This is a genomic window from Alcaligenes sp. SJTW-7 (genome assembly GCF_047716895.1).
GTDB classification, from domain to species: Bacteria; Pseudomonadota; Gammaproteobacteria; order Burkholderiales; family Burkholderiaceae_B; genus Alcaligenes; species Alcaligenes ammonioxydans.
Window position 1 is genome coordinate 3,403,476 of the sequence record NZ_CP136682.1, and the last position, 25,141, is coordinate 3,428,616.

General features: G+C 55.9%; 27 protein-coding genes and 1 tRNA gene. 11 read left to right on the forward strand and 17 right to left on the reverse strand.

All coding sequences use genetic code 11. The features are described 5' to 3' along the window. The first annotated feature begins 212 nt into the window (after positions 1-212). Genes rfbB through rfbD form a run of 4 tightly spaced genes read left to right on the forward strand, consistent with a single transcriptional unit; the run spans position 213 to position 3,583 of the window. On the forward strand, positions 213-1,277 hold the full coding sequence (rfbB, locus tag RSQ48_RS15410; RefSeq protein WP_415301963.1) for a dTDP-glucose 4,6-dehydratase: 1,065 nt from the start codon (positions 213-215) through the stop codon (positions 1,275-1,277). Positions 1,278-1,327: 50 nt separating this feature from the next. Next, a complete protein-coding gene (rfbA, locus tag RSQ48_RS15415; protein WP_230406339.1) occupies positions 1,328-2,140 on the forward strand; it encodes a glucose-1-phosphate thymidylyltransferase RfbA in 813 nt (270 codons plus the stop codon). A gap of 1 nt (position 2,141) precedes the next feature. Next, entirely contained in the window at positions 2,142-2,681 is a 540-nt protein-coding gene (rfbC, locus tag RSQ48_RS15420) for a dTDP-4-dehydrorhamnose 3,5-epimerase (protein WP_240209468.1), read from the forward strand. Beyond that, positions 2,678-3,583: a dTDP-4-dehydrorhamnose reductase gene (gene rfbD, locus RSQ48_RS15425; protein WP_415301964.1), complete on the forward strand. Its 906-nt coding sequence runs from the start codon at positions 2,678-2,680 to the stop codon at positions 3,581-3,583. The genes rfbC and rfbD overlap by 4 nt, the downstream gene beginning before the upstream one ends. Before the next feature lie 224 nt (positions 3,584-3,807). Here the strand turns inward: rfbD and RSQ48_RS15430 are convergent, their stop codons facing one another. The 10 genes from RSQ48_RS15430 to RSQ48_RS15475 all read right to left on the reverse strand — a co-directional run bounded on the left by RSQ48_RS15430 (position 3,808) and on the right by RSQ48_RS15475 (position 12,298). Beyond that, the gene (locus RSQ48_RS15430; protein ID WP_003805014.1) at positions 3,808-4,230 is read right to left on the reverse strand and encodes a F0F1 ATP synthase subunit epsilon; all 423 of its coding nucleotides are present in this window, start codon (positions 4,228-4,230) and stop codon (positions 3,808-3,810) included. Between the two features lie 12 nt (positions 4,231-4,242). Beyond that, the gene (atpD, locus tag RSQ48_RS15435; RefSeq protein ID WP_003805012.1) at positions 4,243-5,664 is read right to left on the reverse strand and encodes a F0F1 ATP synthase subunit beta; all 1,422 of its coding nucleotides are present in this window, start codon (positions 5,662-5,664) and stop codon (positions 4,243-4,245) included. A gap of 44 nt (positions 5,665-5,708) precedes the next feature. Next, positions 5,709-6,617 carry a F0F1 ATP synthase subunit gamma gene (gene atpG / locus RSQ48_RS15440; protein ID WP_003805009.1) on the reverse strand — a complete coding sequence of 303 codons (909 nt, stop codon included), beginning with the start codon at positions 6,615-6,617 and terminating at the stop codon, positions 5,709-5,711. Positions 6,618-6,711: 94 nt separating this feature from the next. Then, on the reverse strand, positions 6,712-8,253 hold the full coding sequence (gene atpA, locus RSQ48_RS15445; protein WP_003805007.1) for a F0F1 ATP synthase subunit alpha: 1,542 nt from the start codon (positions 8,251-8,253) through the stop codon (positions 6,712-6,714). Between the two features lie 35 nt (positions 8,254-8,288). After that, entirely contained in the window at positions 8,289-8,828 is a 540-nt protein-coding gene (locus RSQ48_RS15450; protein ID WP_003805005.1) for a F0F1 ATP synthase subunit delta, read from the reverse strand. 14 nt (positions 8,829-8,842) lie between these two features. Further along, complete coding sequence (locus tag RSQ48_RS15455; RefSeq protein WP_003805003.1) at positions 8,843-9,313, reverse strand: F0F1 ATP synthase subunit B; 471 nt, start codon at positions 9,311-9,313, stop codon at positions 8,843-8,845. A gap of 153 nt (positions 9,314-9,466) precedes the next feature. Beyond that, positions 9,467-9,709 carry a F0F1 ATP synthase subunit C gene (gene atpE, locus RSQ48_RS15460; protein WP_003805001.1) on the reverse strand — a complete coding sequence of 81 codons (243 nt, stop codon included), beginning with the start codon at positions 9,707-9,709 and terminating at the stop codon, positions 9,467-9,469. 104 nt (positions 9,710-9,813) lie between these two features. Then, positions 9,814-10,695 carry a F0F1 ATP synthase subunit A gene (gene atpB / locus RSQ48_RS15465; RefSeq protein WP_003804999.1) on the reverse strand — a complete coding sequence of 294 codons (882 nt, stop codon included), beginning with the start codon at positions 10,693-10,695 and terminating at the stop codon, positions 9,814-9,816. Positions 10,696-10,751: 56 nt separating this feature from the next. Continuing rightward, positions 10,752-11,177, reverse strand: coding sequence for an ATP synthase subunit I (locus RSQ48_RS15470; RefSeq protein WP_003804997.1), 426 nt, complete (start codon positions 11,175-11,177; stop codon positions 10,752-10,754). Between the two features lie 344 nt (positions 11,178-11,521). Then, on the reverse strand, positions 11,522-12,298 hold the full coding sequence (locus tag RSQ48_RS15475; RefSeq protein WP_003804995.1) for an enoyl-CoA hydratase: 777 nt from the start codon (positions 12,296-12,298) through the stop codon (positions 11,522-11,524). A 34-nt stretch (positions 12,299-12,332) separates the two neighbouring features. Here RSQ48_RS15475 and RSQ48_RS15480 point away from each other — a divergent pair, with 34 nt between their 5' ends. The 3 genes from RSQ48_RS15480 to ttcA are packed head-to-tail and all read left to right on the forward strand — an operon-like array spanning position 12,333 to position 15,635. After that, the gene (locus RSQ48_RS15480; RefSeq protein ID WP_003804993.1) at positions 12,333-14,108 is read left to right on the forward strand and encodes a M61 family metallopeptidase; all 1,776 of its coding nucleotides are present in this window, start codon (positions 12,333-12,335) and stop codon (positions 14,106-14,108) included. A 51-nt stretch (positions 14,109-14,159) separates the two neighbouring features. Then, on the forward strand, positions 14,160-14,519 hold the full coding sequence (folB, locus tag RSQ48_RS15485; RefSeq protein ID WP_240209471.1) for a dihydroneopterin aldolase: 360 nt from the start codon (positions 14,160-14,162) through the stop codon (positions 14,517-14,519). 60 nt (positions 14,520-14,579) lie between these two features. Next, on the forward strand, positions 14,580-15,635 hold the full coding sequence (ttcA, locus tag RSQ48_RS15490; RefSeq protein ID WP_003804989.1) for a tRNA 2-thiocytidine(32) synthetase TtcA: 1,056 nt from the start codon (positions 14,580-14,582) through the stop codon (positions 15,633-15,635). 287 nt (positions 15,636-15,922) lie between these two features. Here the strand turns inward: ttcA and RSQ48_RS15495 are convergent, their stop codons facing one another. From RSQ48_RS15495 to hemA, 5 genes are all read right to left on the reverse strand, one after another. Continuing rightward, positions 15,923-16,504: a UbiX family flavin prenyltransferase gene (locus RSQ48_RS15495; RefSeq protein ID WP_003804987.1), complete on the reverse strand. Its 582-nt coding sequence runs from the start codon at positions 16,502-16,504 to the stop codon at positions 15,923-15,925. Further along, on the reverse strand, positions 16,501-16,827 hold the full coding sequence (gene grxD / locus RSQ48_RS15500; RefSeq protein ID WP_003804985.1) for a Grx4 family monothiol glutaredoxin: 327 nt from the start codon (positions 16,825-16,827) through the stop codon (positions 16,501-16,503). The genes RSQ48_RS15495 and grxD overlap by 4 nt, the downstream gene beginning before the upstream one ends. A 21-nt stretch (positions 16,828-16,848) precedes the next feature. Continuing rightward, a complete protein-coding gene (prmC, locus tag RSQ48_RS15505) occupies positions 16,849-17,715 on the reverse strand; it encodes a peptide chain release factor N(5)-glutamine methyltransferase (protein ID WP_415301965.1) in 867 nt (288 codons plus the stop codon). Between the two features lie 2 nt (positions 17,716-17,717). Beyond that, positions 17,718-18,797, reverse strand: a complete 1,080-nt coding sequence (gene prfA, locus RSQ48_RS15510; protein ID WP_415301966.1) for a peptide chain release factor 1 — start codon at positions 18,795-18,797, stop codon at positions 17,718-17,720. A gap of 98 nt (positions 18,798-18,895) precedes the next feature. Then, entirely contained in the window at positions 18,896-20,170 is a 1,275-nt protein-coding gene (hemA, locus tag RSQ48_RS15515; RefSeq protein WP_219235226.1) for a glutamyl-tRNA reductase, read from the reverse strand. A gap of 296 nt (positions 20,171-20,466) precedes the next feature. On the opposite strand from hemA, the gene RSQ48_RS15520 reads away from it, so the two are divergent. Further along, positions 20,467-20,542, forward strand: a tRNA-Phe gene (locus RSQ48_RS15520). A 351-nt stretch (positions 20,543-20,893) separates the two neighbouring features. Here the strand turns inward: RSQ48_RS15520 and RSQ48_RS15525 are convergent. After that, positions 20,894-21,637, reverse strand: coding sequence for a methyltransferase domain-containing protein (locus tag RSQ48_RS15525; protein ID WP_219235229.1), 744 nt, complete (start codon positions 21,635-21,637; stop codon positions 20,894-20,896). Between the two features lie 120 nt (positions 21,638-21,757). Between RSQ48_RS15525 and RSQ48_RS15530 the strand changes: the two genes are divergently transcribed. The 3 genes from RSQ48_RS15530 (at position 21,758) to RSQ48_RS15540 (ending at position 23,765) form a co-directional block, all read left to right on the forward strand. Beyond that, positions 21,758-22,513 carry a class I SAM-dependent methyltransferase gene (locus RSQ48_RS15530; RefSeq protein WP_415301967.1) on the forward strand — a complete coding sequence of 252 codons (756 nt, stop codon included), beginning with the start codon at positions 21,758-21,760 and terminating at the stop codon, positions 22,511-22,513. 139 nt (positions 22,514-22,652) lie between these two features. Continuing rightward, positions 22,653-23,201, forward strand: a complete 549-nt coding sequence (sodC, locus tag RSQ48_RS15535) for a superoxide dismutase family protein (RefSeq protein ID WP_003805039.1) — start codon at positions 22,653-22,655, stop codon at positions 23,199-23,201. A 36-nt stretch (positions 23,202-23,237) separates the two neighbouring features. Beyond that, complete coding sequence (locus RSQ48_RS15540) at positions 23,238-23,765, forward strand: pyridoxamine 5'-phosphate oxidase family protein (RefSeq protein ID WP_415301968.1); 528 nt, start codon at positions 23,238-23,240, stop codon at positions 23,763-23,765. Between the two features lie 268 nt (positions 23,766-24,033). Here RSQ48_RS15540 and RSQ48_RS15545 read toward each other — a convergent pair whose 3' ends face one another. Beyond that, a complete protein-coding gene (locus RSQ48_RS15545; RefSeq protein ID WP_003805043.1) occupies positions 24,034-25,074 on the reverse strand; it encodes an AbrB family transcriptional regulator in 1,041 nt (346 codons plus the stop codon). Positions 25,075-25,141 lie beyond the last annotated feature (67 nt).

A 25,141-nucleotide genomic window follows, 5' to 3' on the forward strand; every position in this document is an offset into this window, starting at 1 on the left:
GTGTAACTGCGTAGCGGTCCTTGATTTATATACGCCCGTACAACAACCCCTGGCCGAAAACTCAAGAAATCGGACTGACACCCCAGGCTTGAATGTCTGCTATCTTGCAAACTGGGTGAAGGCAAACACCTGGCCGCCTACGCCCTTTGAGGGTTTACCGTATCATGATCGTTGCGCAGTTCCCAGCTCACCCCCACGCGCCCACTCCAACTATGCGTATTCTTGTGACAGGCGGCGCCGGCTTTATTGGCTCCGCGCTTATCCGGCATTTGCTTCAAAGCAGCGACCACCACATCCTGAATCTCGATGTGTTGAGCTATGCCGGCAATCTGGAATCACTTGCACAAGTGCAGGGGCATCCAAACTACACGTTTCATCAAACCAATATTTGCGACGCTGCGCAGATAGCCACGCATCTACAGCAATTCAAGCCGGATATCATCATACACCTAGCTGCAGAGTCACATGTTGACCGCTCTATCGACGGACCTGCCCAGTTCATTCAAACCAATATCGTGGGCACCTACACCTTGCTTGAGCAAAGTCGCCAGTATTGGGAAGGACTGAGCACGCGAGACAAGCCGCATTTTCGCTTTCATCACGTTTCCACGGACGAGGTCTATGGTGATCTGGGCAAAACGGATGCGCTCTTTACCGAGACGACCGCCTATAACCCCAGTTCCCCTTATTCGGCCAGCAAAGCCAGCTCCGACCATCTGGTGCGGGCCTGGCATCGCAGCTATGGTCTGCCGGTCGTCATCAGCAACTGTTCCAACAACTATGGCCCCTATCAATTTCCGGAAAAACTGATTCCCCATATGGTGCTCAGTGCCCTTAAAGGCCAAGCCTTACCGGTGTATGGGCAAGGAAACCAAGTACGCGACTGGCTGTACGTCGAGGACCATGTGCGTGCCCTGATCGCCGTGGCCACACGGGGAAAGATAGGTCAGACTTATAACATCGGGGGAAACCAGGAACGGAGAAATCTGGAGGTAGTACAGGCGATCTGCTCCATTCTTGAGGAGCTTTGCCCTCGCAAACCGGCAGGCCTGGCCCTTTATTCAGACCTGATTACGTTTGTCGAGGATCGACCCGGTCACGATCAGCGCTATGCCATTGATGCCAGTAAAATAAGGCGGGAGCTTGGTTGGCAGGCTCAAGAAAGCATAGAGACGGGCCTGCGCAAAACCGTACGCTGGTATCTTGAAAACACGTCCTGGTGGGAACGCATCCTAAGCGGCGCCTACCGTCTGGACCGTCTGGGAAAACAGGTGTGAAAGGAATTGTTTTGGCGGGGGGCTCAGGTACACGCCTGCATCCGATTACGATGGGTGTGTCCAAGCACTTACTGCCTGTCTACGACAAGCCGATGATCTACTATCCCTTATCCGTACTCATGCTTGCGGAAATACGGGAGATTCTGATTATCTGCACCCCAGAAGATCGGCCTAATTTCCAGAGCCTGCTAGGTGATGGCTCCCGCTTTGGCATAACACTTTCCTACGCTGAGCAGGCCTCACCAGACGGTCTGGCTCAGGCCTTTCTGATCGGAGCGGACTTTATCGGCAAGGAGTCCGTCTGCCTGATTCTGGGCGACAATATTTTCTACGGCTATGGCTTTAGCCAAATGCTGCGCACCGCCCGCAGCCGCGCTGAAGGCGCCACCATTTTCGGCTATCCCGTCAACAATCCGGAAAGCTTTGGCGTTGTAGAAATAGATGCAGAAGGCAAAGCCCTGTCGATTGAAGAAAAGCCGATGGTGCCCAAATCTCACCTTGCCGTTACCGGCCTGTATTTTTACGATAATCGGGTCGTGGACCTAGCCCGCCAAGTCACCCCATCGGCTCGCGGCGAGCTGGAAATTACCGACATCAACAACGCCTATCTCCGTTTGAATGCGCTACATGTCTCCATACTCGGGCGTGGCTTTGCGTGGCTGGACTCAGGCACTCACGAAAGTTTGATGGAGGCGGGCTCGTTTATTCGTACCATTGAACACCGTCAAGGCCTGAAAGTGGCTTGTCTGGAAGAAATTGCTTTCAATCAGGGCTGGTTACCCAGATCCGCTCTGCAGGCCCAGGCCCAGGCCTTGGAAAAAACAGGCTACGGGCAATATCTGGCCCGCTTGCTGCACCCATGATATGCACATTCATCCCACCTCTTTACCCGGCGTTCTGATTATTGAGCCGCGCGTCTTTCACGACGAGCGAGGCTATTTCAAGGAAAGCTTTAATGCGGCTCGCTATCAAACGCTGGCCGGCATTGACAGTGTCTTTGTACAGGACAATCAGTCCTGCTCCAGGGCCTGCGTTCTACGAGGACTGCATTTTCAAAGGACCAGGCCTCAAGGCAAGCTGATTGGCGTTACGCGCGGTGCCATATTTGATGTCGTCGTTGATATAGACCCCCACTCCAGCACATTCGGACACCATCTTGGCGTAGAACTCAGCCAGGACAATCACAAACAGCTGTGGGTCCCGCCTGGCTATGCGCACGGTTATTGTGTGCTCAGTGCCGAGGCGGATGTCAGCTATAAATGTACGGACTACTATCGACCCGACGATGAAGGTGGGCTGGCCTGGGACTGCCCACGGTTGGGCATCGACTGGCCCATTCCGAACCCCATCCTGTCTGCCAAAGACAAAATGCACCCGGGATTGGAGCAATTTCTGCGGCCATGACCAGGATTTTGATCAGCGGTGGGCACGGCCAACTCGGTCAAGCACTCACCCAGCAAGCCACCCACTTGCACCTCATATCTTTGGGGCATCAGGAACTCGACGTCACGCAACGCGCCTGTCTTGAACGCGCCCTGGATCGCCACCAGGCAGATATCGTGATCAACGCTGCCGCCTACACCGCGGTAGACAACGCTGAAACCGATGTCGAACGGGCATACCGAGTCAACGCGATCGCTCCGGGCTTGATGGCGTCGGTCTGTGCCGAGCGCGGTATTCAGATGCTGCACCTTTCCACCGATTATGTTTTTGATGGTCTGGCCGCTCAGCCATATGCGGAAGACGCGCCGACCAACCCTATCAGTGTCTATGGACATAGCAAACGAGAAGGGGAACAAGCCGTTCTGCGCGCCCTGCCCTCGGCCCTCATTTTGCGTACCAGCCGGGTTTTCAGCCCATTTGGGAACAACTTTCTGACTCGTCTGTTGACGCTTGCTCAGGAACGCTCGGAATTGAGCCTCGTAGATGATCAAACAAGCGGTCCGACCTATGCCCCCCATCTGGCGCGGATCGTCTTGCAGCTGGCAGAAAGGCTGCTTGCATCAAGTTCAGACACAGGCTCGTTACCGCTTACAGGCATTGTCCATTTCTCTGGCCTTCCCTGCATCAGCTGGTACGGTTTCGCCCAGGAAATCATTGGACAAGCGGTCAAGCTGGGCTTGCTGGGCACCGCGCCGACACTCACCCCCATCCCGGCCAGCCACTACCCGACACCTGCCCGACGACCTGCCCAATCAGGACTGCAGCAAGACCGTGTAGACGCCCTGCTAGGCAAGGACACTATAGAAAGAGACTGGCGCAAGGGAATTGAACACAGCCTTTTTTTTCTGCAAAAAGCCCGCTAACCCGGGCATGAAACACCCTGTCTGAGCAACTCAAACCAGGCAGACAACAAGACCAAGCCTAGGCTTGTACGCCAGATTCGAATTAAAAGCCCCCATCTCTTCTCACCCAGCGGGGCAATCAGCATCATTGTCAGTGTGATCGCTGCTGCCCCTCTGAGCCCCCTCCAGACACAAAAAAGCCACCCCTGGGGGTGGCTTTTTCTCGGACACTGCCGATGTCTGGATCAGTGCTTGCGCACGTCACGCAAACGACGTGCTGCGGCTGCCTGAGCGGCCAGCATGGCCAGCTCGGCTTCCACAACAGCGATATCGGCCTTGTCCTTGGTGTTGCGCAGGGCCTCTTCCGCATGTTTGCGGGCTTCCAGCGCCTTTGCTTCATCCAAGTCGTGTGCGCGAATCGCGGTATCCGACAATACAGTGACTTTCCCAGGCTGAACCTCGAGTATGCCGCCAGCGACAAAGATGTGCTCTTCGCTGCCATCGTCCATAACGATCTTCAGCGTGCCGGGACGAATCCGCGAGATCAGGGGAGTGTGACCGGGCAAAATACCCAATTCTCCAGCCTCGCCGGGCAGCGCCACGAACTTTGCCTCACCAGCAAAGATCGATTCTTCGGCACTGACCACGTCAACATGAAGCTTAGCCATGAGCAATCCTTATTACTGAATAGTCTTGGCTTTTTCGAAAGCCTCGTCGATGGAACCGACCATGTAGAACGCCTGTTCTGGCAGAGCATCACACTCGCCGTCGACGATCATCTTGAAGCCACGCAGGGTTTCAGCCAGTGGAACGTACTTACCAGGCGAACCGGTAAACACTTCAGCCACGTGGAAAGGCTGAGACAGGAAGCGCTGGATCTTACGGGCGCGGGCAACGGCCTGTTTGTCTTCAGGAGACAATTCGTCCATACCCAGAATGGCGATAATATCGCGCAGTTCCTTGTAGCGCTGCAGCGTTTGCTGAACACCGCGAGCCACTGCGTAGTGCTCTTCACCCACGATTTGTGGATCAAGCTGACGGCTGGTGGAGTCCAGAGGGTCCACAGCGGGGTAAATACCCAGAGCAGCAATGTCACGCGACAACACAACGGTGGAGTCCAAGTGCAAGAAGGTCGTAGCAGGCGATGGGTCAGTCAAGTCATCGGCTGGAACGTAAACGGCCTGAATGGACGTAATCGAACCGGTCTTGGTGGAGGTAATGCGCTCTTGCAGCTTACCCATTTCCTCGGCCAGCGTAGGCTGGTAACCCACTGCGGAAGGCATACGACCCAGCAGAGCGGACACTTCGGTACCGGCCAGCGTGTAGCGGTAGATGTTGTCCACAAAGAACAGGATGTCACGGCCTTCGTCACGGAACTTCTCGGCCATGGTCAGGCCGGACAGTGCCACACGCAGACGGTTGCCTGGAGGTTCGTTCATCTGACCGAACACCATGGCCACTTTGGACTCGCTCAGGTTGTCCATCTGGATAACGCCAGCATCGGCCATTTCGTGGTAGAAGTCGTTACCTTCACGGGTACGCTCACCCACACCGGCAAACACGGACAGACCGCTGTGTGCCTTGGCGATGTTGTTGATCAGCTCCAGCATGTTCACGGTCTTGCCCACACCGGCACCACCGAACAGACCAACCTTACCACCCTTGGCAAACGGGCAAACCAGGTCAATCACCTTAATACCGGTTTCCAGCAGCTCTACGGAAGGCGACAGTTCGTCGAAAGTAGGTGCAGGCTGGTGAATGGCGCGGCGCTCGTCGGACTGGATAGGACCGACTTCGTCAATGGGGCGACCCAGAACGTCCATAATGCGACCCAGGGTGCCAACACCCACGGGAACGGAGATGGGAGCGCCCGAACCGGCCACTTCCATACCGCGGCGCAGGCCGTCGCTGGAACCCATGGCGATGGTGCGAACTACACCGTCACCCAATTGTTGCTGTACTTCAAAAGTCAGGCCTTTTTCTGCGAAAGCCGAACTTTCGTCAACGAGCGTCAATGCTTCGTAGACTTTAGGGATGCTGTCGCGGGGGAACTGAATATCCACCACGGCGCCGATGCACTGAACGATGGTACCGTTGCTCATGTTGAGTCCTTGCAATATAACTTTGATGGTGTGCCTTGCCGTGATTACACAGCGGCGGCACCCCCCACGATTTCAGAGATTTCTTTCGTAATCGCTGCCTGGCGAGTCTTGTTATAGACCAGCTGAAGATCGGCAATAACGGTCTTGGCGTTGTCCGAAGCGGCTTTCATCGCCACCATACGAGCAGACTGCTCGGAGGCCATGTTCTCGGCAACGGCCTGATACACCAGACCCTCTACGTAACGCAGCAACAAGTCATCAATAACCGACTTGGCATCGGGTTCGTAGATGTAATCCCAACCGTATTCGGAAGAGTTGACGCTTTCTTGAGCGACTACCTGATCACCAGCCTGGAAAGGATCTTTCAGACCGGAAGGCAGAGGCAACAAGCGAATAAATGTTGGGTCCTGCTTCATCGTATTGACAAAGCGGCTGGTCGCCAGATAAACAGCATCAATGCGGCCTTCCACGAAGTCGTCGATCTGCACCTTGATAGCGCCAATCAGACGTTCCAGGTTAGGCGCATCGCCCAAACCCACTTCCTGAGAAACCAGATTGGCACCCACACGCGCCAATGTTCCCGCGGCTTTACCACCCAGAGCCGTCGTCTGAACTTTAATACCTTTGTCTTCAAACTCGCGAACACGCGCAAGTACCAGACGCAGAATATTGGTGTTCAGGCCGCCACACAGACCTTTGTCCGTGCTGACAACCACGATACCTACCGATTTGACTTCGGCGGGCTCAACCATGTAGGGGTGAGTGTAGTCGGGGTGCGCCTGCATCAGATGCGAAGCAATCTCGCGCACCTTATCTGCATAGGGACGGCCAGCACGCATCCGCTCTTGCGCCTTGCGCATCTTGGATGCCGCCACCATCTCCATGGCTTTGGTGATCTTGGACGTGTTTTGCACGCTCTTGATCTTAGTACGAATTTCCTTGATTCCGGCCATCACACTTTCCTGTAAGGGCATTATCGGGAGCCCGACTAGGTTGTCGACTCCCGCTAATCATGACGCCGGGGTTTCCGGCGCCTGCCAACAATGATTAGAAAGCGCCGTGCTTTTTGAAGTCCTGGATGGCTGTAACCAACTCAGCCTCGTCTTCTTTAACCAGTTCCTTCTTGCTTTCGATACGCTCAACCAGAGCAGCGAACTTGCTGCGCAGGTGATCTTTCAGGCCTTTTTCGAAAGGCAGAACCTGAGCGACTTCCAGATCGTCGAAGTAACCGTTGTTCACAGCGTACAGGCTCACGGCCAGTTCCCACACCGCCAGAGGCTGGTACTGGGGCTGCTTGAGCAGTTCGACCACGCGCTTACCACGCTCCAGCTGGCGACGGGTTGCGTCGTCCAGGTCGGAAGCAAACTGAGCAAACGCAGCCAATTCACGGTACTGAGCCAAGTCGGTACGAATACCGCCGGACAGTTTCTTGATGACCTTGGTTTGAGCAGCGCCACCCACACGGGACACCGAAATACCGGCGTTAATAGCGGGACGTACACCAGCGTTGAACAGGTCGGACTCCAGGAAGATCTGACCGTCAGTAATCGAAATCACGTTGGTTGGAACGAAAGCGGAAACGTCACCGGCTTGCGTTTCAATGATGGGCAGTGCGGTCAGAGAACCGGTCTTGCCTTTCACTTCACCGTTGGTGAATTTTTCCACGTACTCAGCGTTCACACGAGCAGCACGCTCGAGCAGACGGGAGTGCAGGTAGAACACGTCGCCAGGGTAGGCTTCACGGCCTGGTGGGCGACGCAGCAACAGGGATACTTGACGGTAGGCCCAAGCTTGCTTGGTCAAGTCGTCATAAATGATCAGGGCGTCTTCGCCACGATCACGGAAGTATTCGCCCATGGTGCAACCGGAGTAAGGAGCCAGGTATTGCATGGCGGCGGACTCGGAAGCCGAGGCGGCCACAACAATCGTGTACTCCAGAGCACCGTGCTCTTCGAGCTTGCGCACCACGTTGTTGATCGTGGAGGCTTTTTGGCCCACGGCAACGTAGATACATTTAACGCCATTGCCCTTTTGAGCAATGATGGTGTCCACAGCCACGGCAGTTTTACCGGTCTGACGGTCACCAATGATCAGTTCGCGCTGACCACGGCCGATTGGCACCATGGAGTCCACGGCTTTGGTGCCGGTCTGCATGGGCTGGGAGACGGACTCACGGGCAATAACGCCAGGAGCCACTTTCTCGATGACGTCAGTCATCTTGGCGTTGATCGGGCCCTTGCCGTCGATAGGCATACCCAGGGTATCAACCACACGACCCAGCAGTTCGGGGCCAACAGGTACTTCCAGAATGCGGCCAGTTGTTTTAACTGCGTCGCCTTCGGAAACACCGGTGTATTCACCCAGAATCACGGCGCCGACAGAGTCGCGCTCGAGGTTAAGGGCCAGACCGAACGTGTTGTTCGGAAATTCGAGCATTTCGCCCTGCATCACATCGGACAAACCGTGGATGCGCGTAATACCGTCGGTCACGGATACGACCGTGCCTTGTGTACGAACGTCAGTCGACGCACCCAGGCCTTCGATGCGGCTCTTGAGCAGTTCGCTGATCTCGGACGGATTAAGTTGCATGTTCAGACTCCTGAAATCCTGTTTACTGACTCGCGCTATGCGGTCAGCGTATCGCGCATGCTGGCCAGCCGGGCCTGCACGGAAGTGTCGAGCACCTGGTCACCAACAATTACCCGAATACCGCCGATAAGGTCAGCGTCGACGGTCACAGTCGGTTTTAGCTTCAGGCCAAACTTTTTCTCCAGCCCAGCGGTCAGCTCAGCAACCTGAGCCTCAGCCATCGGGAAAGCACTGATAATTTGTGCCTGCGCCGTGCCTTCGAGTTGGTGTTTCAATAGATCAAACTGTTCTGCAATCTGTGGCAGCAGCAAGATGCGCTGGTTATCCACCAACAATTGAAGAAAGTTGCGAGCCTTTTCGGTGACCTGTGACTTAACCAGGCCCGTAAAGAGTTCGAGTCGCTGCCCGTTATTCAGGCGCGGATCGTTCAGTGCCTCGCGCACATCGTGGAGACCGGCCACCTGAGCCATTTCGGACAACAGGGCCGACCACGATTCGAGGCCCTGGCTGTCGTCGCGTACCGCGGCGAACAGGGCTTCGGCGTAAGGTCTGGCAATAGTCGATAGTTCAGCCATGGCCTGCCTTGATGTTAAAGTTCTGCCTTGAGCTGCTCGAGCAGCTGGGCGTGCGCATTCGCGTCAACTTCGCGTCGCAAGATTTGCTCGGCACCCTTGACAGCCAAGGCAGCCACTTCGCTACGCAGACCTTCACGTACGCGTTGCACTTCCTGGTTAGCGTCTTGCTGGGCCTGCGCAATAATGCGGGCTTTTTCGGCTTCAGCTTCACGACGAGCTTGCTCCAAAAGAGCAGTCGCTTGTTTTTCAGCGTCGACAATACGTTGATGGTTGTCGGACTTGGCCGAGGCTTCCATCAGGCTGATACGCGCTTGGGCCTGTGCCAGATCGGCCTTGCCTTTGTCAGCAGCAGCCAAACCATCAGCGATTTTCTGACGACGATCATCGATTGCTTTCGTCAGTGGCGGCCATACGAATTTCATCGTAAACCAGGCCAAAACGAAAAACACGATCATCTGAAAAAAGAGAGTCGCGTTTAAATTCACGGTCGTATCCCTTCAATACCACGTGTGTAGGAGGCGCTAGCGTCCTGACACATGTATGTTCAAGTCGACAAGCGGTGCATGATCAAACCGAGCAACACACCGCTAACGACGACTGCCTGCCCGTCTGCCAGGAATGGCAACGGACTCGCCTTATTACCCAACAAATGGGTTGGCGAATGCAAACAACATGGCGATACCGACACCGATCAGGAAAGCAGCATCGATCAGACCGGCCAACAGGAACATCTTGGTTTGCAGAGCGTTCATCAGTTCAGGCTGACGAGCCGATGCTTCCAGATATTTACCACCCATCAGGGCGATACCAATGCAAGCGCCAAAAGCGCCCAGACCGATGATGATACCGCAAGCAAGAGCAACGAAAGCTACGTTGGTCATGACAACTCCTTGGTTAAAAATCAGGTGTAATTCAAAAAAATCAAAGCGTTAGCAGGCCAGGCCTGCTCCCCCCAACCAGACACCATTGCCCGGTCGGAATCGGATTAATGGCCTTCGTGTGCTTGTCCGATATAGACAAGGGTGAGCATCATGAAGATGAACGCCTGGAGCAACACAATCAGAATGTGGAAAATTGCCCACACAGAACCGGCCAGAATGTGACCGATACCCAGTCCCAGGCTGGCGCCATTAAACCCTGTCCATGCGCCACCCAGCAGAGCGATCAACATGAAAACCAGTTCACCGGCAAACATATTGCCGAACAACCGCATACCCAAAGACACAGACTTGGCCGCGTATTCGATGCAGTTCAGCAAGAAGTTGAAAGGTGCAAGCACGACAGCCATCAGGCCGCTTGCGGTGAACGGTGCAGTAAACAGCTCTTTGACAAAACCGCCGGGGTGCTTGATCTTGATGCCGTAGTAGAACATCAGCAGCAGCACGCCCAGAGACATACCCATAGGCACGTTCAAGTCGGCGGTTGGCAAAATACGGTGGTAGTACAGCGGGTCGCCATGCTCGGAAGCCAGACCAGTCTGAATGAAAATCCAGCCCAGACCGTCAACGGGCAACAAGTCCAGCACGTTCATCATGACGATCCACAGGAATACCGTCAGCGCCAGAGGCGAGACGAACTTGCGGGACTCGGCATTGGGAACAATGGATTTGGCCTGGTCTTCAACCCAGTCAACCAGCATTTCAACAAAAGACTGCAAGCGGCCTGGCACACCAGCTGTAGCGGCCGAAGCAGCACGCCACATAAAGAAAACCACAACCAGACCCATCAGCAGGGACCAGAACATGGAGTCGTAGTTGATGACACCGAAGTTGGCCAGAACATCCTGTTTTTCACCCAAGTTGTTCAAGTGAACCAAGTGATGCTGGATGTACCCTGACTGAGGCGAAATATCACTAGCAGCAGCCATCTGTATTTACCCTGTGATGTATACGTTATGGGACAAGCCCGTGAAACAAAAATCCCTTATGGCAGCTTGCGAAAAAACAGCAGCAGCACATATCCCTTCAAGACACACAGCAGGCCAAACAGCAAGGCAGGCCAGACCAGCCAGCCTGTATTTGCCATGGCAGCAGTTGCCAGTGTCAATACCGCAAAACCAAGCTTGAAGGCCTCTCCCCAGAAAAAGGAGAGCGCTCCGGCGTTGCCGCCGCCCATCAAACCCAGCAAAAGACGCAATGCGAACAATGCGTTAGGCACAAAATAAGCAGCCGCACCAATCAGTGCTGAGGCTGCTGCAGATGCGCCGGAAATCCATGCCGACAGAACAATAGCCAACAGGCCCATAAAAGCCTGGGCAGCAAGTGTACGCACAATTCCTTGCCCTGCCCGGCGAGCCATACGGCTACGTTGCTCAGGCGTCAGTACAACGGGTTCAGGAATGGGCGACATATCTCCTGCTGGGTGCACCTTGGCTGGGGTGCCTGTTTGCTGATCAATCGGCTCGCTCATAGTAGGAAACAATCAGATAACGTTGTGTGGGTGGATGCACTGCAAAGGCTTCTAGCCAATCCATCCGCGCAATATTATCGGCCCCTTTTAAAAGCCGCTGTCGTCAAACCCATAAAGTATAGCGTCTTTTTTTTGTTGTAAGCAAATTCAGCCTTGCTTGTTTGATACTTAATGCAAGGCTGATATTCGCAATCTCAATGACATCAAGGGGTACGCTTATTTTGTAACATTGCAGTGCAGCAATTTTACAACACACCCCCCCGTTTTACCGGTTCTTGAGAAATTTAGCGGTGCTTGAACTCAGGCTTGCGCTTCTCGACAAACGCACGCATGCCCTCTTTCTGATCGTCAGTGGCAAACAGGCCGTGGAAATTGCGACGCTCGAACAGCAAACCCTCTTCCAGCGAGGACTCGAAAGCACGGTTCACGCATTCCTTGGCCATCAGAACCGAAGGCAAAGACATGCTGGCAATAACGGTTGCGGCGTCCAGTGCCTCTTCCAGCAATTTGTCGGCCGGCACCACACGGGATACCAGACCCGAGCGCTCGGCCTCTTCGGCATTCATCATGCGAGCGGTCAGAATCAGATCCATGGCCTTGGCCTTGCCTACGGCGCGAGGCAAACGCTGTGTCCCACCAAAGCCGGGGATGACCCCCAGCTTGATCTCGGGCTGGCCAAACCGGGCCGAGTCGGCCGCAATAATGAAATCACACAACATGGCCAGCTCGCAGCCGCCGCCCAAGGCATAACCGGCTACGGCCGCAATGATAGGTTTGCGGAAACGGCGCAGCTCTTCCCAATGGCCTCCCAGATAATCCTGGGAGCTGACATCGTGGTAATTCCAGTCTTTCATGGCGCCAATGTCAGCACCGGCCGCAAACGCTTTTTCGTTACCGGTCAGCACGATACAACCGATTTCGTTGTCGGCATCGTATTTTTTCAACAGGGCATACAACTCGGCGATCAGCTCGTTATTGAGCGCATTCAAAGCCTTGGGCCGATTTAATGTCAATAAAGCAACACGACCATGCACCTCTGCTTTGACTAAGGGTTCGTTCATGCTGACTCCCAGAAAAATTAAATAGAATAGGGGAATGGAACCTACACCCGTACTTTACCGTGCCGAGCCGACCGATCTCGCCGGCCACCGCCTGACTGTCCAGATACAGATCACTTCCCCCCAAACAGATGGCCAGATCCTGAGCCTTCCGGCCTGGATTCCCGGCAGCTACCTGATCCGCGACTTCTCGCGTCAGATCGAAAGCATAGCCGCCTTCTCTGGCGACGAACCGGTTTCCATCCGCAAGCTGGACAATCACCGCTGGCAATGCGAACCCTGCCAAGGCCCCTTGAGTGTGCAGTACCAGGTCTACGCCTGGGACCTGTCCGTACGCGGCGCGCATATTGATCAGACCCATGCCTTCTTTAATGGCACCAGCGCCCTGCTGGCCGTTGAGGGTCAGACTGAACAGCCTTGTCTGCTGGAACTGGTAGCCAATGAGGACATGGAAGATTGGCAGGTCTACACCAGCCTGCCCGAAGCCATTGGCGTGCCGGGAGCCGCGCAACGCTATGGATTTGGCGTGTACCGTGCCAGCAATTATGACGAGCTGATCGATCACCCCATTGAAATGGGCACCCCCCAGGTCATCAGTTTCTTTGCGCACGGCGCAGAGCATGAACTGGTCTTTACCGGCCGCATCCCCAATCTGGATTTGCCGCGTATCGCCCGTGATGTCGAAAAAATCTGTGCCGAACAGATCGCCTTCTTCGAACCAGACACCCGACGCGCCCCCTTTCTGGATTGCAGCTCGCGCTATGTATTCATGACCATGGTGACCGAGGACGGGTACGGTGGCCTGGAACACCGCGCCTCGACTGCTCTAGTCGCCTCGCGCAGCGATCTGCCCACCCAAGGCCAGGACAAGTCGGTAAAAAGCCCCGGCTACCAGACTTTTCTGGGACTGGTCAGCCATGAGTATTTTCATACCTGGAATGTCAAACGCATCAAACCTGCAGCCTTTGCGCCCTATGACCTGAGCCGCGAGAACCACACCCGTCTGCTGTGGGTCTTTGAAGGTTTCACCTCGTACTACGATGATCTGATGCTGTTGCGCTCGGGCGTGTTGAGCGAGGCAGACTACCTGAAACTGCTGGCCAAAAACATCAATGCCGTTGTGCGCGCCCCTGGACGCTTCAAGCAGTCCGCCGCGCAAAGCTCGTTTGATGCCTGGACGCGCTATTACAAACAGGATGAAAACTCCCCTAATGCGCTGGTCAGCTATTACAGCAAGGGCGCCCTGATCGCACTGGGCCTGGATTTGCGCATTCGCAGTCATACCCAGCACACCAAGAGCCTGGACGATGTCATGCTGTTGATGTGGGCACGTTATGGCCGTGACTTCTATCAGGGCAAGCCACACGGCATCCCCGAAGACGCCATGCCCGCCCTGATTCTGGAAGCCACCGGTTACGACGCCACAGACTTTATCGCCCGCTACGTGGAAGGCTGCGAGGACCTGCCCCTCAAGCCATGGCTGGCCGAGCAAGGCTTGAAGCTGGAATGGCAGGCCGCTTCCAAGTTGCCCAACCTGGGCGCCCGTGTGCGTCAAAGCGCAGGGCAGTGCCAGCTCGCTACCGTCTTTACAGAGGGTGCAGCGCATCAAGCCGGACTATCCGCGGGGGATACTCTGGTGGCCATTGACGGCTTGCGTGTCAGCGACACTGCCAGTCTGGAGCGTCTGCTTGCAGCGTATGAGCCCGGTCAGACCGTTCAGATCCACGCCTTCCGCCGCGATGAACTACACTGCTTCACACTGCAACTGGCGCGCCCTGCTTTGGACGAGTGCGTCCTGAGCCGCCCCTCCTGACCTCTTTTCTGGGCCTGCCGCTGACGGCGGGCCTGATACTTTGTCTTTGCCATGACCACACGCCGTATTTTCATCAACAATCTGGTGGTGCAAGCCTCGATTGGCATGCTCGAGCACGAGCTGGTTCACCGCCAGCCGCTGCATATTGACGCCGAGTTCGACACCACCATCACCCAAGACGTCCAGGACCACGATATTGGCACGGTGCTGGATTACCGGCAGTTGCGCCAGGCGCTGATCGAGGTCAGCACCCTGGAGCACACGAACCTGCTGGAAACGCTGGTCGAACGGCTGGCCGAGCGCATCCAAAATGAATTCCCAAGCGTGGAACGCGTTAAAATCCGCGCCAGCAAGCCCGAGGCCTTTGCCGACTGCGATGCCGTGGGCATTGAAATCGAGCGTAGCCGCTAAGCCCCTGCCCTTGCCCCGCCTCTTGCCGGGGCCACGATGACCTCTCTTTCGCTTTCCCTTATGTCCCAAGACACCAGCCCCCTGCCTTCTTCCGAAACCGACATCCCCGTGTTTGCCAGCAAGGCCGAACGCAAACAGCGCGTCAATGACAACAAGTTGAGCAAACGCATCATGCGTGAAGTGGGCCGCGCCATCGGTGATTTCAACATGATCGAAGAAGGCGACAAGGTCATGGTCTGCCTGTCCGGCGGCAAGGATTCCTACGGCCTGCTGGACGTACTGATGACCCTGCAAAAACGCGCGCCCATCAAGTTCGACATCGTGGCCGTGAACCTGGACCAGAAGCAACCTGGCTTTCCTGACCACATCCTGCCCGAGTACCTGGAAAAACTGGGCGTGCCCTATCACATCGAAACCCAGGACACGTACTCGGTAGTGACGCGCGTGATTGCCGAAGGCAAAACGATGTGTTCGCTGTGCTCACGCCTGCGTCGCGGCATTTTGTACCGCGTTGCCAAGGAGCTGGGCGCCACCAAGATTGCCCTGGGACACCACCGCGATGACATCCTGGCCACCTTCTTTCTGAATCTGTTTTATGGCGGTCGCATGAAAGGCATGCCGCCCAAGCTGATGTCGGATAACGGCGAGCACATCGTGATCCGACCACTGGCCTATGTGCCCGAAAAGGATTTGATCGCCTACGCCAAGCTCAAAGAGTTTCCCATCATCCCCTGTAATCTGTGCGGCTCACAAGAGAACCTGAAACGGCAGGAAATCAACCGCATGATTGCGGACTGGGACAAGAAATTCCCACACCGATCCTGGAACGTGTTTGGCGCCTTGACCCGTGTAGTGCCATCCCACCTGATGGACCCCAAGCTGCATAACTTTGCGGACTTGAAGGTGACTGGCCAGGCTGACCCGGAGGGCGATAAAGGCTTTGATCAGGATTATTTTGACGATCATCTGCCAGAGAGTCTGCTGGCCGCTGGATTTGAAGAGGATGCCGACGACGCCGCACCTACCGTACGTCAGGATGCCTTCACCCCTGCCAAGCCCGCAGCATCCGGTGAGCAACAGATTGTGTTCATGAGCAAAAGGCGCTCCGGACAGTAACGCGAGTGGTCGGCGCTCCCAAACCGGCCGCCTTCTGGGCGATCAGGCTGAAGTTCGCACCCACGTAGCACAGCAGACCATCGTTTTATCTCTCGAAACCCAGGGCCAGCGCGGCCCTCGGCGCCGGCAGAGCCGACATCCCATCTTGTTGATCTGCTTGCCGTCCGCAAATACACAAGCGACGGACAATAAAAAGCCCCGATCGAAACCGCCGGCATCTGGAATGACGTCCAGGTCCTGGCGGTTTCGAACGGGGCTTTTCGTACCTACTGTCCAGCTATTTGGCTTTAGTTCGGCTTTTGCGTGCCATCCCAGCGCTCACCGGGTACCTGAATATCAAACAATTCCAGCACCCGCATCACCGTGTGATCGACAATATCGTCAATACTTTTGGGACGCAGATAAAACGCAGGCATAGGCGGAAAAATGATCCCGCCCATTTCTGTCACAGCCGTCATATTACGCAGATGCGCCAGATTAAACGGCGTTTCCCGAACCAGCATCACCAGACGGCGACGCTCTTTCAAGGTGACGTCGGCCGCCCGGGTAATCAGGTTATCGGACAAACCATGCGCCACCGCTGCCAAAGTCCGCATCGAACAGGGCACAACCACCATGCCTGCAGTCGGAAAACTGCCGCTGGCCAAGGTTGCGCCCACATCGCGAAAGTTATGCACCTGATCGGCCAGAGACTGGATCTCGTTTTTGTCGATATCCAGCTCGTATTGAATGTTCAGCACCCCAGAGGGAGAGATCACCAAATGGGTTTCCACATCCGGACAGGACTGCAACACTTGCAGCAGGCGCACGGTATAGACGGCCCCCGTGGCCCCGGTCATGCCAATGACCAGGCGTCGCTTGGCTCTCACTCCAGAGCCCCGGCCTCACGCAACATGGTTTCCAGTTCGCCGTTCTCGTACATTTCAGAAACAATATCCGAGCCACCAACGAACTCGCCCTTGATATACAGCTGAGGGATAGTGGGCCAGTTGGAGAAATCCTTGATGCCCTGACGCACTTCGGCGTCGTCCAGCACGTTAACCACAACCACCTGGCTCAGGCCGACCGCACGCAAAATCTGCACGGTACGGGCGGAAAAACCGCACTGAGGCGCTTGAGCCGTGCCCTTCATAAACAGCACAACAGGGTTTTCCGTTACGGTTTCGCGGATGAAATCTTGAACTTCACTCATGATGTTCTCTTAAGAAAAGAATTAACACTGTCCACCTGTGACGCGCCGGATTCCTGCCAGATCCTCATAGCTGATGACCTGTTTGAACCCCGCCTGCCGCAGCATATTTTGCACATGGTCGGCCTGATCCCAGCCGTGTTCCATGAGAAGACTAGCACCCGGACGTAGATACGGCCCGGCCCCCTGAACTATTGTACGCAAATCCGTCAAGCCGTCTGAGCCATCGGTCAGTGCCTGACGCGGCTCGAACCGCACATCGCCCTGCGCCAGATGTTCGTCATCCACTGCAATGTATGGAGGGTTGGACACGATCAGGTCAAAAGGTTCCTGGCCTGTCACGGCATCGTACCAACTCCCCAGACAAAACTCGACTTTCCCACACAAACGCTGCGCATTTAAGCCCGCCTGCGCCAACACCAGCGTGCTGATATCACTGGCCACCACATGGGCATCGGGACGGGCCAGAGCCAGCGATACGGCAATGGCGCCACTGCCGCAACCCATATCCAAAATGCGAGGAGATGGAATATCACGCACCCGCTCAAGCGCACGTTCAACCAGTATTTCCGTATCAGGGCGCGGGATCAGCACCGACGGCGACACCAAAAAATCATGCCCCATAAACTCACGGACCCCGACGATATACGCCATGGGTTCACCCGCCAGGCGGCGAGCCTCCAGCGCCTGATAAGCCTGTATTTTTTCCAACGGCAACTCATCCGTGTCATGCGCGATCAACCAAGAGCGGCTCACCCCCAGCACCTGCGTCCACAACATGTCGCGCTCAAGGCGCGGCAAAGGACTGAGCCGCTGCAAGGCACGCAGCGTACGGGGAATATCGGCAGGCAAGACCAAAGGCGACATGACCGGCTCACCGGGCAGGCTCATGCTCACGCCTGCGCCAGGGCAGCCAGCTGGCCAGCCTGATGTTCGGATAGCAAGGCCTTGATCAGCTCATCCAGGTCGCCGTCCATGATGTAGCCCAACTTGTACAAGGTCAGGTTGATACGGTGATCGGTCATGCGGCCTTGCGGGAAGTTGTAGGTGCGGATGCGCTCGGAGCGATCACCCGTACCGACCAGGCTTTTACGCTCAGCGGCTTCTTTGTCGGATTGCTCGCGCTGCTGCTTGTCTTTCAGACGCGCAGCCAGCACCTGCAAGGCTTTCTCGCGATTGCGGTGTTGGGAGCGGTCATCCTGACACTCCACCACCAGGCCCGTCGGCAAGTGGGTCAGACGCACGGCCGAGTCCGTCTTGTTCACGTGCTGACCACCGGCACCGCTGGCGCGGAAGGTATCCACGCGCAAATCCGCGGGGTTGATGGTGATTTCAGCCAAGCCTTCGGCTTCGGGCAGCACGGCCACCGTACACGTCGAGGTATGAATGCGTCCCTGGGCTTCGGTTTCAGGCACGCGCTGCACACGGTGCGCACCAGATTCGAACTTCAGACGACCATAGACATCCTGGCCTTCAATACGCACGATAACTTCTTTGTAGCCACCCACTTCCGAGTCGCTGGCGGACATGATTTCTGTGCGCCAGCCGGAGTTTTCGGCGTAACGCATGTACATGCGCAACAAATCACCCGCAAACAGGGCGCTTTCATCACCACCGGCACCGGCACGAATTTCAATGAACACGTTGCGGGTATCGTCCGGATCACGAGGCAAAAGCAGAATCTGCAATTCGTCTTCCAGTTGAGCGATGCGCTCTTTACCCAGCTTGTATTCTTCCTCGCCCATTTCTTTCAGCTCGGGGTCGGTCATCATGTCCTGGGCTGCCTGCAAATCACCCTCGGCCGCTTCGTAGCTTTTGAACGCCGTCACAACCGGGTCCAGCTCGGCACGCTCACGCGACAGTTTGCGAAATTCGTCCATATTGCCGGCAATTTCAGGCTCGGCAAGCATGGCATCCACTTCATGCAGACGACGAGCCAATTGCTCAAGCCGACTGCGCATAGAGTCTTTCATAGGGAATAGCCTAAAGGGAAAATCAGAAGGTCTGGGCGCAGTTCAAAGCAATCAGGCTGCACCGCAGAAAAGTCGGTGGACAGAAAGCAGCCTGGACGCTAACGCCGGCGAGTTGTCGATGGCAGCAGGCGAGGCAACAGATTCAGCAGTTGTTCGCGCTCAGCACCTTCGCTGCGCGTCAATTCAGCCATGGGACCATGCATATACTTCTGCGTCAGCCCATGAGCCAGCATTTCAATGACGTCGGCCGGATCGTCGCCACGGGCCAGCATGCGGCGCGCACGCTCCAGCTCGTGCTGACGCACTTTTTCGACCGATTCCTGCACATTCAAAATAGCAGGCACAATCGCACGATTGCTGAGCCAGTGCATATAGTGCTGCACCTGGGTGTCGATAATCGCCTCAGCCTGAACCACCGCGGCCTGTCGGGCATCGGCCCCCCGCTGCACAAAGCGGCCCAGATCATCCACGGTGTACAGGTACACGTCGTCCAGGCGACCCACTTCAGTTTCAATATCGCGGGGCACAGCCAGGTCGACCATGACCACCGGACGGTGACGACGCGAGCGCACGGCCCGCTCCACCATGCCCAAGCCCAAAATGGGCAAGGTACTAGCCGTACAGGATACGACGACATCAAAATCGGCCAAGCGGTCGGGCACATCTGCCAGCTTCATGGTGTTGCCCATAAAGCGCGAAGCCAGGCTTTCCGCACGCTCCTGAGTGCGGTTGGCAACCACAATGCTACAGGGGTTCACCGCCGCAAAGTGCGTGGCGCACAGCTCGATCATTTCGCCTGCACCAATAAACAGCACCTTGGCCTGGCTCAGATCGCCAAACACACGCTCCGCCAAACGCACGGCTGCCGCAGCCATCGATACCGAATGAGCACCAATCGCCGTTTGTGTACGGACTTCCTTAGCCACCGAGAAGGTGCGCTGGAACAATTGATGCAGCAAGGTACCCAGCGAACCAGCCTCGTTGGCGGCCCGCACGGCATCTTTCATCTGCCCCAGAATCTGGGGCTCGCCCAGCACCATGGAATCCAGGCCACTGGCTACGCGAAACGCATGACGCACAGCCTCGTTCTGGTTGTAGCGATACAGGTGCGGGGTGAGTTCGGCAGAACGCAGGCTGTTGAAGTCCGCCATCCACTCAGGAAGACGCTCGGCCACATGGGGTTCGGCCGCACAGTAAATTTCGGTACGATTACAGGTAGACAGAATAGCTGCTTCACGGACCCCGGTGCCAAAAGTGGCACGCAAGGTATCAAGCGCAGGCTTTAACACATCGATCGGAAACGCAACGCGTTCGCGCACGGCAACCGGCGCGGACACATGATTCAGACCGAAGGTTAGAACATCTACAGACATGAGCAGTACAGGCTATAGCCCCGAAAAAGACCGAGACAAGCAGTTTCGCAGACGCAAAACGCATGAAAGATAAGTGATTTTACGCCGCAAGCCGGATTTTTGCCAAAAATGTTACTTGAATTGCCGTTTTGTGATTACAATTGCACTCCTTTATGCAGCCTGCTTTTGCTTGAAAAGGGCCCTCCCCTAGGGGTACGGCACATTTGAAGTTCAAAAGATGCATAAAATTTTTGTTGTACTATGCGCACAAATAAAAAAACGTGGTATAGTTCTATTTTTACCGAGCAGTACACGTTGGCCTGGTAGCTCAGTCGGTAGAGCAGAGGATTGAAAATCCTTGTGTCGGTGGTTCGATTCCGCCCCAGGCCACCAAGAATTCAAGCAAAAGCCCAGTCAAACGACTGGGCTTTTTGTTTTTCCATTCCAGTTGCGCCTGGCTAAATGCCCTGTCTGCGCGGCTTGCTCCTCATTTCTTGGCCCGATACCGCCCACTCTTACAGTTGCTGCTGGGGTAACGGTTGCATTGCCTGCGCTGGATATCCGATCAACGGTAGGAGGCCCGTTCTGCTCCTATCGCCTCAGCCGACGAATTTCCATCTCTTTGGCTCAGTCTGGTACCCGCAGCCGGCAAGACGTCTAAAAAACCAGAGACGTCCGTGCGCAACGTGCTGAGGCTGGCCCGACTCGGGCTCGATTTTTGTGCCGTCCGATGCCAATTCGTACTTAGCCGCGCTGATACTGCAAACAACGGCCCTTATACGATACTTCCTTACCCTCGGGCATCACGATAGGCCGATCCCGCAAACACACTTGCCGCACCAGCTCAAAACCGTGGCGCTGCATTTCCTGGGTAAATTTATTGCGATGCCCCCGATCCGGGTCTACCACCCAGACTTCGGCCTGTGATTTTGCATGCTGATTGACCAACGTGGCCAATTGAGCGGGCGTATTGCCTTCATACAGCAGATCACTGCCCACAATCAGGTCGTAACGCTGCCTGGCGGGAGTCAGGCCCAGGGAGGCCAGCAAATCAGGGCAGGTTTGCTCCCCCCACTGCGCATGGACATACGGCAGGTCGGACAAACCATTAAGAGCCTGATTCAGCTTCAGAAAATGCGGCACCATGGGGTGACAATCGCTGGCGTGAATGTGCGCCCCCCGTTTGTGCATGAGCAAGCTGGTCAAGCCCAGGCCACAGCCCAACTCCAATATCGTTTCCCCTGCCCGGATGGGTCGGTTCTTGAGCTTGCGTGCCAACTGGATGCTGGAAGGCCAGACGAGGCCGAACAAGGGCCAGACCGCAGGCCCTATACCCAGGGCCTGGGCATGGCCCTGCGGGTCGGCATACTGCATATGATCAGCCAAGGAACGAATACGCAAGGATTCTGCGGCCGAGATTCGTATATGCTGGAGACGGGTTTTTAAGGTAGCGGATGAAGATGAGGTAGAGCCATATAAGTCTGACATAGACCGATGATCGTCCATATCCGACAAAAAAGCGAATTTTGCCAGAATTTACCGTGGCTTAAACTATAAATAACCGAATTTACACACAATTTTGCATCACGCCGCCACCAAGGATCACTCTTGTTCAAAGACTTGATTAAAGACCTCAACGACCAATCAATTGTAGAGCCCGACATCTTTTTGGACGTGCCCTTCGTTCCCAGCGACGATCGAGTCATCGACACCATGTTGCAACTGGCCCAGGCAGGACACAAAGACCTGCTGTATGACCTGGGATGCGGGGATGGGCGCATTGTCATTGCCGCTGCCAAAAAATACCGCTGTTCTGGCGTCGGCGTGGAGCTGAACCCTTTGCGGATTGCAGACGCGATGGAGCAAGCCGGTCATGCAGGCGTGGAATACCTGGTGGATTTTATTGAAGAGGACCTGTTTACCGTTGACTTCAGCCAGGCCACCATCGTGACGCTTTACCTGATGGACACCATCAATGCCATCCTGCGCCCGCGCCTGTTGCAAGAACTACGCCCAGGCGCCCGCATTGTCTCTCATGCTTTTGACATGGGGGACTGGAAAGCAGACGAAACCTTGCATGTCGGCGGCATCAAAATCTACAAATGGATTGTGCCCGCACAGGTGAGCGGAGAATGGGAATGGGAGGGGTTGGACGGAACCGATTACCGTCTGAAGCTCAAACAGCGCTATCGAGATGTCAGCGGAAAAATCTGGATGAATGGCAAGCCAGCCCGATTGATCGACCTTCATCTGTGCGGTGATTGCCTGAATCTGAGCGTCCAGGCAGACGGCGCCTCGCCTATCATCATCTCTACGCTGTACTTTGGCCATCAGGAACTGCTATCGGTCGAAGAAGAAGGCTGACCTACCCGCCTCCCTACCCTGGCCACGTCCTGGCAGCGCTCACATCTTGTTGACAAAAGGAAACGTCTCTTAACGCCCAATTGTCTCTGCAATGCTAGGCTGATCTAACCCCTGTTTACCCAGCAAAGGAGTCAGCCTTATGCGTTTTTCTTCTCTTAAATCCCGATGCGCAATGGCTCTGGCCACCGTGAGCGCTACCCTTGCTTTATCTGCCCCCTCACTTGCCGATGTCATCATTCCCATGAATCTGGCGACCGAGAGTGGTGCTGGCGAGCAGATTGGTCAGGTAAGCGTACGACAGACCGAACATGGGCTGGTTTTTACGCCAGAGCTAAAGAATCTTAAGCCGGGCGTGCACGGTTTCCACGTGCATGAGAACCCCAGCTGCGCTCCGAGCAACAAAGATGGCAAAGTCACGCCTGCTGGGGCGGCTGGCGGCCATCTGGACCCGGACAAGACCGGCAAGCATGGTTTCCCTTGGGGCAATGGCCACCTGGGTGACCTGCCCGCCCTGTATGTGCAGGCAGACGGCACCGCCAGCACACCGGTTCTGGCACCGCGCCTGAAGTCTCTGGATCAGATCAAAGGTCGATCGCTGATGATCCACGAAGGCGGTGACAACCACTCCGACCATCCTGCTCCCCTCGGTGGTGGCGCCGGACGCTTTGCTTGCGGAGTGATCAAGTAACGGCCTTCACCTCTGTCACTTTTTCAAGGAGATACCATGAACACCACGATTGAGTCTTCCTTTGAACAACTGCAAGAGATGATCAAGGACATTCGCTTTGCGATGTTCGTCACACATGCTGAAAACGGCCAGTTGCACGCCTGGCCCATGACAACCCAAAAGGCAAAAATGGGGTCGAATCAAGAAGACTACGAGCATGACAAGCTCTGGTTCTTCATGTCGCGCAGCAGCGATCCAGTGGCCAACCTTCTGGCCAACCCACATGTGAATGTGAGCTATGCCGATCCCAAAAGTGATACCTATGTATCGGTGTCCGGTATGGCTCGTCTGGTTGACTCCATGAACCAGAAAGAACGTTTCTGGAACACCATGACGGAAGCCTGGTTCAAAGAAGGAATTACCGACCCAGACCTGGCCCTGATCTGCGTACACATTGACAGCGCAGAGTACTGGAGCGTGCAGGAGGGCAAGCTGGCCCAGGCTGGCAAAATGCTCAAAGCCACCCTGATGGGTGAGCGCTTAACCGAGATGGGTGAGCACGGTAAAGTCACCCCCCACCGCTAAAGAGACGTCCCCACCCGGCCAGCCTTAAGGCCAAAGCACAAAGCCCGGTCATGCACCGGGCTTTATTTGACAGACGTCTTAAGGACGCTGGTTCCTTGACTGTTTGAGGGGATGAAGTACCAGCCAAAAGGCTGATTGGGTGGATCAAAGGGGAGCGAGCTGCTTGCAGGAGTGGCTGGGCCGCAGCCTGTTGGGCTGCTGAGCAGATGCACAGGGTCGCACATTGGTTTACATGGACTCGTTGGCAGTAGTGTCGATTTGCCCACTATCAGGCCTGTTTGAGCCAACGGGCAAGACGAGTATATAAAGGCCCGGTCAGTACCAGTACGCACACCATCCGCGCCACCTGAAAGGACGTTACCATCGGCGCCCCCAGCTGAAGCACTTTGGCCGTAATCGCCATCTCGGCTATGCCCCCCGGGCTGACGCCCAGCACCAGCGTGGGATAGGCAATGTCAGACAAACGATACAAGCCGTAAGCAAAACCGAATGCCAACGCCAGATTAATGAGGTTGCTGACAGCCGCTACCCCCAGGTAGCGAGGAGCACGTCGGAAAAAATCGGGGCCGAACTTATCGCCCAAGGCCCAGCCAATGCACAGTTGCCCCAGATTGGAAATCTGCACCGGCAAGCCCGACAGAACAATGTCCTGATAGGTCAGAACGGCCACCACCAGCAGGGGGCCCAGCACCCAGGGGTTGGGAAGACGCAGGATCTGAAAGATCAAGCCTGCCGCACTGCTTAACACCACTAACAAAGCCAGTCCGGGCAGATTCAAAAAATCCGGTCGCAGCACGGCTCCGGCCTGCTCACCCGAAAACCCCAGGGCTTCGAACGCAAAGGGGATGATGAGCACCACCATCAACACCCGCAACCCATGCGCCGAAGCGACCAGATCTGGGCGTGCACCATAACGCTCGGCCAGCCCGGTCATCTCACTGGCTCCGCCTACCGCGCTGGCAAACCAGGCGGTGCGCAAATCCGTACCCGCAAAACGGGTCAGCATGAAGGTCCCTATGCAGCACAAAAGCAAGGCAAATACCATGCCCATCACAATAAACAGGGCATTGCTGCCAATCAGCTGCACCATGGATGGCGTGAAATACAAGCCCAACGAGGCCCCGATCACCCACTGTCCGGCATTGCGCGCCAATGGCAGACACACTGCCGGGCTGCCGGCCATCTTGGTGGCCGCGGTCAGAATCAGGGCACCCAACATCCAGGGCAAGGGCATGCTCAGATATGTCGCCCCCATCGCACCGACCAACGCTACCCCAAAGCCCAGGACAATTCGTATCCAGATCGCCATAACCGAAACAACAAGGCCAGGCCGCAGCCTGGCACTTTCTCCTCATAAACGCCCCACCGCAGAGGTG